A 9307-nucleotide genomic window follows, 5' to 3' on the forward strand; every position below is an offset into this window, starting at 1 on the left:
GATTTTTAAAAAGGGGGTTTGCAAAATGAAAAGCTCACCAAAAACGGTGAGCTTTAAATGAAACTCCTGACATTGTTATTCCGGTTAAACTTATAAATGGCGATCATAAAGAACACAAGGGCGAAAGCGAGGATCGTTGCTAGATTTAATGACAGGCTTGAAAGCGTGTGTCCTTTCTGCAGCTCGGCGATTGTGTCGAGCAGCCATCTTTGCGGTAAGAATTCGGCAATTTTTTGGACTGTTTTTGGCATGATTTCGACAGGCCAGAAGCAGCCTGCCAAAAGACAGGTTGGCGTCGCAATAAGAGTTTGCAAGGCATTTGCGGATGCCGAGCTGTTTGCAAAAGCAGTAATGGCCAATGATAAACCGACTGCAACAAGGGCGAAGAACATCAACACACCCGTCATTTCCCAGAACGGAACCCCCGAGGAGATGCCAAACACTTTCGTCATAACTGTCAGCGTGACAAGGATTTGAATCGTCATAATAATCATGTTGACAATGACATTAGAAAGTACATATATTTTGCCATCGATTGGTGCTGTCATTAACCGGAAATAGGTGCGGTTCTCTTTTTCTTTTAAGATCAATTCAGAAAGTCCGCACGCAGAATACAACATGATCATTATCAGAAAGCCAATGGTATGAATCGTCATATCATTGTTTTTGGAAGTATCTTTTAACGTATGAGCGGAAACTTTGAATGTTGAATTTTGATAGTTCTGATAAAGAGTTTGAAATACATTTGTATTTCCTTCCGCTACAATGCTTAAAGATGATAGATTGCTGATATAGTTATTTAGGGAAGCCTTTAGGAAACCCGTAACTTGATCTCCTTTGATCGATACGATTTGAATGTCCGGTTTTTCACCGTTCATGATGGCCTTTGAAAACCCTGGTTTGATGATAATCGCACAGTCCAAGGAGCCGGAAGCGATTTGTTTGTTAACATTGGATTCCGTCACATTCTTTCCCTTTACGTTTTTTAATCCATCGATAAAATGGACGGTACCTTTTGAGAGTGTACTTTGATCAAGATCAACGATACCGGCATTCAGATAAACGGGACCCGTATTGCCGTATGCCATAAAGGCAATCAAGATCCCCAGCAGCGGTACAAGTACGTAGGAGAAAATTTTTCGTTTATCTGAAAAGATCGAACGTAATGAATTGGCCACCAGCCATTTGATTTCTTTCATCCTAGAGACCCTCCCGTTTTCTAAATGCTGTAATCGCAGCGATTAGGAAGACAAGTGCAATTCCTACATTTAATGCAGCTGTCTGAAGAGCAGCGGTTAAATCATTGTTATAAATCATTTTGGTTAGCGCTTCTCTTGCCCAGTTGATCGGTGATAAATCGATGATCAGCTTTAGGAAGCCTTGTGCATTGCCTATCTTGAAATAAGCACCGCCGAAAAAGGAAGCAAGCTGCAGGATGATCATAATAATCGTTCTCGTACCTTGATCTGATTTGATCATATAGCTAATTCCGAGTCCGAAACTGACGGCAAGGAATACTTCTGTGAACAGAATTAGGATGACCATTCCGGGATTTGAACCCCAATTGGCGCCGAATGCAAACTGGCTAAAAGCCATCACGATCAAGATACAAACAAAGTTAATGGCGATACTGCCAAGAATTTTCCCAAGGAAAATTTCCATTTTACGAATAGGAGCCACAGCAAGCCGTATAGCCGTGTTCCGGATTCTTTCGCTTCTAATTAGAAAACTGGCAGAAATAGCACTGTACATGGCAATCATTGTCGTCATAGCCATCGCGTAATAGTCCATCGAACCGGGTGCACGGTCGGCTTGCAGGGAGGTTTCTTTTACGTAGCTGCCCCCTGAGCTTGCCATAACGGTTTGGACCTTGTTAGGTTTTTCCTTTGCGATGTTGCTGATCAAATTATAACGATCCGTAAAAGCAGTCAGCATCCCTTCCACTATACTAGATTTCATACTTTCACGTTCGCTCCCGTAAAATTGAATCCCTTGATCCGTTATTTCCACATAGGCATCATATTCGTCTTGTTTGACCGCACGTTTTCCGTCAATACTTGCCGATGTGTTTGAAAAATACATGTTCTCCCGTTTCACGTCTTTTATAAAAGTATGGAAAGCAGAAGAGATGTGGCTGTCATTTTTTTCGGTATATAAAACATGGATCTTATCAATTTTAATCGTATTGTCAAAGACATTGGACAGAGCGGTTCCAAGGATGAGCATTAATACAATTGGAAATGCGAGCATAAAGAGAAGCGTCCGGTGATCACGAATTGTGCGTTTGAATTCCATAATGGCAATATTGAAAATATTCACAAGTTTTCCCCCTAATCCCTTAAGTTTCTTCCTGTCAAGGTGAGAAAGACCGTTTCGAGATTTGGTGCCTGTTCCTGCAGTGAACGGATTTCTAACCCATGGTTTATAAAGAATTGTATAATCTGATTCAAGTTATTGATCTCGGCCTGGGAGATGATTTTTATGATGTTTTCTTCAATCGTAACAGTATTTACCCCTTTGATTTCCTTTAAGGACTTTTCGTCTATATGTTCGCATGTTTTTACTTCTACCCAAATTTCCTTTGTATCGGTGATGATGGCTGTTAACTGCTCTTTTGTTCCTTCAGCAATGACCTTGCCGTGGTCGACGATCGCAATGCGCGTACAGAGTTCCTCTACTTCTTCCATATAATGGCTCGTGTAAATGATCGTGCAACCCATTTCATTTAGTTTGCGAACAGAGTTCAAAATATAGTTCCGTGACTGCGGGTCAATGCCGACAGTCGGTTCATCCATGATAATCAGCTTGGGACGGTGGGCGATGGCACAGGCGATATTTAATCTTCGTTTCATCCCCCCTGAGAAATTCTTCGGATAGCTCTTTTGTTTATCTGACAGACCGACAAATTCCAGCGCTTCTTCAGCCCTTACTCTTAGTTCTGTACCGCGAAGCCCGTAAAGTCCGGCAAAAAATCTGACATTCTCATAGGCGGTCATGTCCTCATAAATGGCAAGATCCTGCGGAACAATTCCGATATTCATTTTGGCAAACTTGCTATGTGTAGCAATGTTCTTGCCTAAAATATAAATTTCTCCACCATTGTTCTTTAAAAGCCCGGAGATCATATTAATCGTCGTACTTTTACCGGCGCCATTCGATCCAAGTAATCCGAAAATTTCTCCTTCCTGAATGGTTAAGGACATATGATCAACTGCAATAAAGTCGCCGAATTTCTTGGTTAAATTCTTAATTTCCAAAACGTTCATTCTCTCACCCCATATTTGTTTTTGTTTCTATGTTGTTATTATAAGGAAAAAGGATGAACGAAATAAGTGCAATCGTTCATCCTTTTCATATGAGAAACTTCATGATTTTGTTGTGATTTATTCAGTGATTGGGAGGAGGGTAGTGACCGAGAAGCCGTTTGATCCATCAACAATGATTGTTCCTTTGACGGAAGCGGTCCGTTCTTCCATGCCTATGATGCCAAGCCCTTTCACCATTTTGCCAGAGCTGATGCCCTTGCCGTTATCCTTGACCTGGGCACGGATCAGCTTATTGAGGACTTGAATCTTGATCGAAATTTCCGTGGCACCTGAATATTTTAATGAATTTGTCAGCGCTTCGGTTATGTTCTCATAAATAATTTTCCATTGGATAGGGGTAATTACATCGATATTTCCTTTGTAAACGAAAGGCACTCGCAACTGGTGTTGAATGGAAAACTCTTCAATCATTAGTTTGAGACGCTGCAGGCCGATCTGTTCCGTCGGCGGCTTCATATTTTTTAATGTAATCCGAATATCCTCGATTCCATCTTTTAAAATATGGGTAGCATTCTGCAATAGCTCAGCCGCTTTTTCCTGATTTAGGGCCATCAAGGTTTTGGCTGCTTCCATTTGAATCAGCGCTCCTGTCATGGAGTGACCGATGCTGTCATGAATTTGCTGGGAGATGCGGTTGCGTTCTTCCAACCGGGAAGTATATTCCGATTGCCTTATATACTCTTTATTTTCATTTAGATTCTTTGTGAGCTTCTGCAAATCGATCCGCATTTTATCATACTTATGTTCATACTGGATGAATTTTTCAGTGTAAAGGCTTGTCATGAGATAAATCAAAAAGCAGAATAGGGTGGACAATAGGTAATCTGCCTGATGTCCTGGGATGAGAAACATAGGCAGCAAACTGACCGGTAATACAAACCACTTTTTCACGAACCAAAACGATTCCAATTCAAAGAAATTCATTGGAAACAGCATAAGAAATAATGGATTTAATTTCCAAAAACAAATGAAAATGAACAGCAACGTCACCATTTGTATGGCTCTTTTCCATTTTTCTATCAGGACAAGATACATGGCAAAATTCAAGCTAATATAAAGTAGAACCGCAAAGATGATCCAACCAAGATGGCTTGTTTCGGATTGGACAAAGGAAATGCCAAGAAACAAGATAATCGAAAGTTTACTGAAAATGATCCATATTTCCATTTTTGCTTCCTCTTAGACCACCGATCCAGTTAGATAGTAGATCGCAATTTGTGTTCGGTGCTCCAGACCTGTTTTGTTTAAAATTGAGGTAATATAGTTAGCAACTGTACCTTCTGAGATAAACAGCTCTTTTGAAATGGCTTTATTGGAAAATCCCTTTGCAATGAGGGCCATGATGTCCATTTCTCTTTCCGTGAACAAACTCGTATCGACCTTGGTTTTATGTGTAGTATGGGTCATATTTGCTTTAATCTTCTCTAGCACAACGTCCTGCATAACCGTATTGCCGAAATACACACTTTTCAACGCATCACGAATTCGTTCCGGATCGGTGTTTTTTAAAAGATAGCCTTTTGCACCGTTTTTTATAGCATCCAATATGTATTCATCATCATCAAATGTCGTGAGAATAACCGGTTTGGTTTTGGTTGTTTCCGTCAAGAGTTTTGTCGCTTCCACCCCATTCATATTGGGCATCCTGACATCAATGAGGGCAATATCCACTTCATGGGACCTGCAATAATCAACTGCTTCCTTGCCATCACTCACCGTCTCTAGCACCTCAAATTCTCCATATGTCGTCAGAATAATTTTCATACCCTCTCGAATAAACGAATTATCATCTGCAATCAGAAGTTTAATCCTCATTTTGTAGCAGCCACTTCCTTTATCGGAATCAGATACTTCAAACATAACAGAAAGCTGGGATTTTGAGGAGTATTTTTTCAGCCTAATGAAAAAAGGTGTAAAATTACACCTTGTTGCCAAATTAAAAGGATTTATCAGCAGACCGAAGTTTATTTTGGTAAATGGTTTACTTCATAGGCAACTCGTATGCCGGATTCAATGGCCCCTTGCATCCACCCATGGGTAAGGGTGGTATGTTCTCCTGCAAAGTAAACTCTTCCTTCCGGTGTTGGAATATAAGGAAACAGTTCATGTTCCTGACCCGGTTTGAATGCCACAACCCCCCCGGTTGAATAGGGATTATTCACCCAGCTGAAAGAAGTCCCTGAAACAAACTCAGCATACACTTCATCCCCGAAAAACTTGGCTAAATCCTTTAAGGCAAATTGAACACGTTCTTGGTCCGATAGTCCGTTCCATGTCATCGCTTCATCTGCCCATGTATAACTTGCCACAACTACAGCAGGCCCTTTTGTGCCAATTCCTTGACTAGGGAAATAGGTAAAACGAATGGGCAGATCGGTGGTGAATTTACCGCCATATTGGCCGTATTTTTCCCAAAATCTGCTTTTAAATTCAATTCCAATTTTCGTTGCGGCCATATAATTGATTTCACGAATCGCTCTGCGTTTATAGTAAGAAAAAGAATGGTACGGTTCAACTTCTACAAATCGCAACACAGAAAAGGGGATGGTGATAATGGCGAGATCGCTAGTGTAAGTGGAAGTCTGATAGGTGTGCGGATCGGTGGCATAGATGGTGACACTGTTAGGTTGCTGGACAATTTTCGTGATTTTTTGATTATACCGAATGTTCTCTTGTAATTGCGGAAGAAATGCTTTCGGCAGCAAGTCCATTCCACCAGAGATTTCATAAAATCGTTTCGTTTCGAAACTTGCCGTCTCCCGTAATACTTCAAGAAATGACATTCCCATGAAGGCTTCATAATCAAGGAGAACAGCGATCATATCGATGGCACCCGAAGAAAGAGACTTTCCATTATGGTAAAATTCTAAGAAGGCTTTTAACGAGTAATGTTTAAACTCTGCTTCGATCAGGGGCATATTTCTTTTTGGATCTTGGTTAATAAAATCAATGATCGGCTGTATCGCTAAATTGATCAGTTGTTCAGCGGTTTTCCCCCGTTCATGCGGATAAACAGGAAAGTTTAGAACTTCCGGATGCTGTTCATAGATGTTAAGACGGGTTTTGACACCATTCACATAAAGAAGATCTGTTGGAGTCTGGTTGATAAAGAAATTTAAGGGGAGCCGGAATTTTTTAATATATTCTAGCGTTAATAAGTGTTTATCAGGTATACGCATCGGTCCTGCATTTAAATAAAGGCCGTCCTGAAAAGGAGAACGAATCGTATAAATACGTCCTCCGACGATGTTGTTCGCTTCCAAAATGGTAATATCATGCCCAGCTTCCTTTAAGAGTGATGCTGACACAAGCCCGGAAATTCCTGCGCCAACAATCGTAATTTTCTTCGGAACCTGGGACTTTCCAATCCCGTTTTTGATCATGCCAATAAGTTGTTGAGTCGATAAATGGTTAAATTTATTTTCAGGCATCCCATCGCCCCTATTGAACCAAATTTATACCATTGTATTCACTTGGGGAGATGCCTATGTATGAAAGAGTTGGAATCGTTTTACATACTTTGCTGCTTTATTGGAGATATTGAGGGAAGGGAATGTTTATAGCACAAGTATGGCTTTAAGCCCCAGACGGGATTTAGCTGTTGATTATGTAAGGCTCTCTGCAGAAATCACAACGTATGCGGAAGACGGAGCAAAAATCATGATGAAAAATGGTTGGCTAGAACAGCCTCCAATGGCTGCTGACAGAGATGAATTAGTGAAAGAAAAGTAATCTACAAGCGAACTAACACAGAAATTCTATGCGATAGGGAAGATCGAGGAAGCGAAAGAAGGAAAACTGAACTGCGTAAAAAATGCATCGAATAGGCAGAAGATATTTAAAAACGGACAAAATCGTCGTGACATACGAAAGGCCGGCAAAGATTTGTCGGCCTTACGATTCATTTACTTTGATACCATCTAAAATAGTATCCCAAGCAGTTTCGTCTCCATACCACACCATTCGGTGGTGAGGGGATTTCAGAGAGCAAACTCCATCAATATCCCAATTTTGTTCCATGACGTTCTCCAGCCCCATTTCGAGATTGACAATGAGAATGTTGAAATTCTTGTCGGTTAATTCTGATAAAACAGACTTTAATGTTACGGTTTCTTCATAACTGGCTATGGTTCTTACAAATAAAATAGAGTTGCTGTTCTTGATCTTTTCAAGAAATCCGTTAATTCTTTTATTTAGCTTTCCTTTATATTCAGGATAGTTTATGGACCAATTCCCATCTGGTACAACAAGGAAATCATGTACGGAAGTGATATTATAAAGGGTGTCCTTTATTTCATATGTGGAATGCCCGCCTTGCTCTTCGGAATTGTCATTTAGCAGATTGTAATGACTCCCCTGTATTAATGTCATGTTTTCAAGTTCCATAAGGCCCTGCATTCTGTTTTTCAATAATCGATTCACATCCGACAGAGAGGGGGATAACACTCAGTCAAATGGTCCGGAAAATGTTCTTAAATTTCTTCGTTTCAGATGGTAAGTTGGGAGACATGATGCTCCTAAACTAACGACGATATCAAACGATTTTTTTAATTCTTGTAAGTTCATATAATCACCTCTATTTAACCCATTCAATGGGCTAGTCTCTTTGATACAATCTTTTTCGAATTGGCGTAGGGTATAGTTCGTTACATTTAAGCTGATGGATTGCATCGTTATTTCGCAATTGTAGTAAATGATTTTCGAAATAAGAGGACATCAATGGAGAGTTTATATTCTTCAAAGTCTTTACCAGCGTTTCCAGTGCATAGATCGAATTCGGAAAAGGATTTTCATTAATCATCATGACATATGGGGTAGTAACAGAATAGATCTGCATTTTCAATTCGGTTTCCAAATTTTCTGTTGGGATGATCACGATTCTTGGATCGTGAATATTCAACGCATGAAGTGTGTTTTGAAACTGGTGTGTGGAATCAAGGATGATGAATTGGTAACAATGGTAGGTTTGATCTAGCATTTCTTCCAATTTTGTTATCGTTTGCTCAGAAGTTTGTTCAATTGGGAAAAGAATAGATGTTTCAAAAGGAATATTCAGCCGTTTCCGGGCAAGTTGTCTGGCCAAATTAAACCGATCCCGCCACCATCGATGCTTCAGTAGGTTGGTGTGTAAATCATAAGAAATACTAGTTGGTGCATTCTCTCTGTAATCCATCAGCTCTTGTGGAACGTATGAAATATCACATATTTCTGTTAATCGTAACCAATATTCATAATCCTCAACCGGTACAAAATGATACCCATCAATTTGGATCGCATATTTCTTTTTGTACATAAACGAAACCCCTATGAAACAGACGTCCAATAGTTCTTCTTTCTTTTTATTTTGAAATACTCTAAAGTTTTCCAAGTCTTTCTCCGTTTGTTTTGGGATTCCATCAGGAGAGATGTGCCGGAAACTGCTAAAGACAAGTCCCACATTGTAAGGTGAACTCATCATATGGTCCCGAAGAACTTCTACAAAGTGGGGGTAGTAAATATTATCGCTTGAGACCCAAGTTAAATATTGCACTTCTTCCAGGGTAAAAAGGTATTGGAAACCCGCATTCAATGCTTTGCAAACCCCTTCGTTTTTCTCTTTATCGATGATGGTCACTCTTTCATCATTGGTGAGGAGTTCATTGATCACCTTCCTTGTTGGCTGATCTGCACCATCGATGACGATGACAAAATGAAAATCTTGATAGGTTTGCTGAAGAATGGAAAGACACGCTTCTCTTAAATAGTTTGGATCCTGATTATAGACTGGCATAACGACTCCTACATCACGCAAATATATCAACCTCCAATAGCTTGTACAAAATACCCGATGCGGACGTAAATCTTGAATAATTCCATTTAGTATATGGAAATTTCCGTTTTGTTGATTGTGTTGCTTAATCTAAAAATCAAATTTTTCGCATAAAGAAAAGCTCTTCCAGTTGGAAAAGCTTTTGGTAATATTAGAATTTTATGTTCAGCTT

General features: G+C 39.9%; 8 protein-coding genes and 1 pseudogene. 1 reads left to right on the top strand and 8 read right to left on the bottom strand.

Going from position 1 to position 9307, the window contains the following annotated elements:
* Positions 1-53: 53 nt before the first annotated feature.
* The 6 genes from BFU02S_RS12655 to BFU02S_RS12680 all read right to left on the bottom strand — a co-directional run bounded on the left by BFU02S_RS12655 (position 54) and on the right by BFU02S_RS12680 (position 6757).
* Positions 54-1199: an ABC transporter permease gene (locus BFU02S_RS12655; protein WP_066371217.1), complete on the bottom strand. Its 1146-nt coding sequence runs from the start codon at positions 1197-1199 to the stop codon at positions 54-56.
* Between the two features lies 1 nt (position 1200).
* Positions 1201-2319, bottom strand: a complete 1119-nt coding sequence (locus BFU02S_RS12660) for an ABC transporter permease (RefSeq protein ID WP_066371219.1) — start codon at positions 2317-2319, stop codon at positions 1201-1203.
* Between the two features lie 11 nt (positions 2320-2330).
* Positions 2331-3266 (bottom strand): ABC transporter ATP-binding protein, encoded by a 936-nt coding sequence (locus tag BFU02S_RS12665; protein ID WP_066371222.1) that lies wholly within the window; start codon positions 3264-3266, stop codon positions 2331-2333.
* 117 nt (positions 3267-3383) lie between these two features.
* Positions 3384-4493, bottom strand: a complete 1110-nt coding sequence (locus tag BFU02S_RS12670) for a sensor histidine kinase (protein WP_066371226.1) — start codon at positions 4491-4493, stop codon at positions 3384-3386.
* 12 nt (positions 4494-4505) lie between these two features.
* Positions 4506-5141, bottom strand: coding sequence for a response regulator (locus BFU02S_RS12675; protein ID WP_066371228.1), 636 nt, complete (start codon positions 5139-5141; stop codon positions 4506-4508).
* Between the two features lie 149 nt (positions 5142-5290).
* Positions 5291-6757 carry a flavin monoamine oxidase family protein gene (locus BFU02S_RS12680; protein WP_066371229.1) on the bottom strand — a complete coding sequence of 489 codons (1467 nt, stop codon included), beginning with the start codon at positions 6755-6757 and terminating at the stop codon, positions 5291-5293.
* Positions 6758-6866: 109 nt separating this feature from the next.
* Between BFU02S_RS12680 and BFU02S_RS16450 the strand changes: the two genes are divergently transcribed.
* Positions 6867-7058, top strand: coding sequence for a DUF3231 family protein (locus tag BFU02S_RS16450; protein WP_369690690.1), 192 nt, complete (start codon positions 6867-6869; stop codon positions 7056-7058).
* Between the two features lie 162 nt (positions 7059-7220).
* Here the strand turns inward: BFU02S_RS16450 and BFU02S_RS12685 are convergent.
* Positions 7221-7997, bottom strand: a pseudogene (locus tag BFU02S_RS12685) (DUF1796 family putative cysteine peptidase).
* Positions 7924-9117 carry a glycosyltransferase family 2 protein gene (locus BFU02S_RS12690; RefSeq protein WP_066371232.1) on the bottom strand — a complete coding sequence of 398 codons (1194 nt, stop codon included), beginning with the start codon at positions 9115-9117 and terminating at the stop codon, positions 7924-7926. Before BFU02S_RS12690 ends, BFU02S_RS12685 begins: the two are co-directional and overlap by 74 nt.
* Positions 9118-9307 lie beyond the last annotated feature (190 nt).

Origin of the sequence: Neobacillus fumarioli NBRC 102428, from assembly GCF_001591485.1 — a bacterium.
In the GTDB taxonomy this organism is placed as follows: Bacteria; Bacillota; Bacilli; order Bacillales; family Cytobacillaceae; genus Neobacillus; species Neobacillus fumarioli.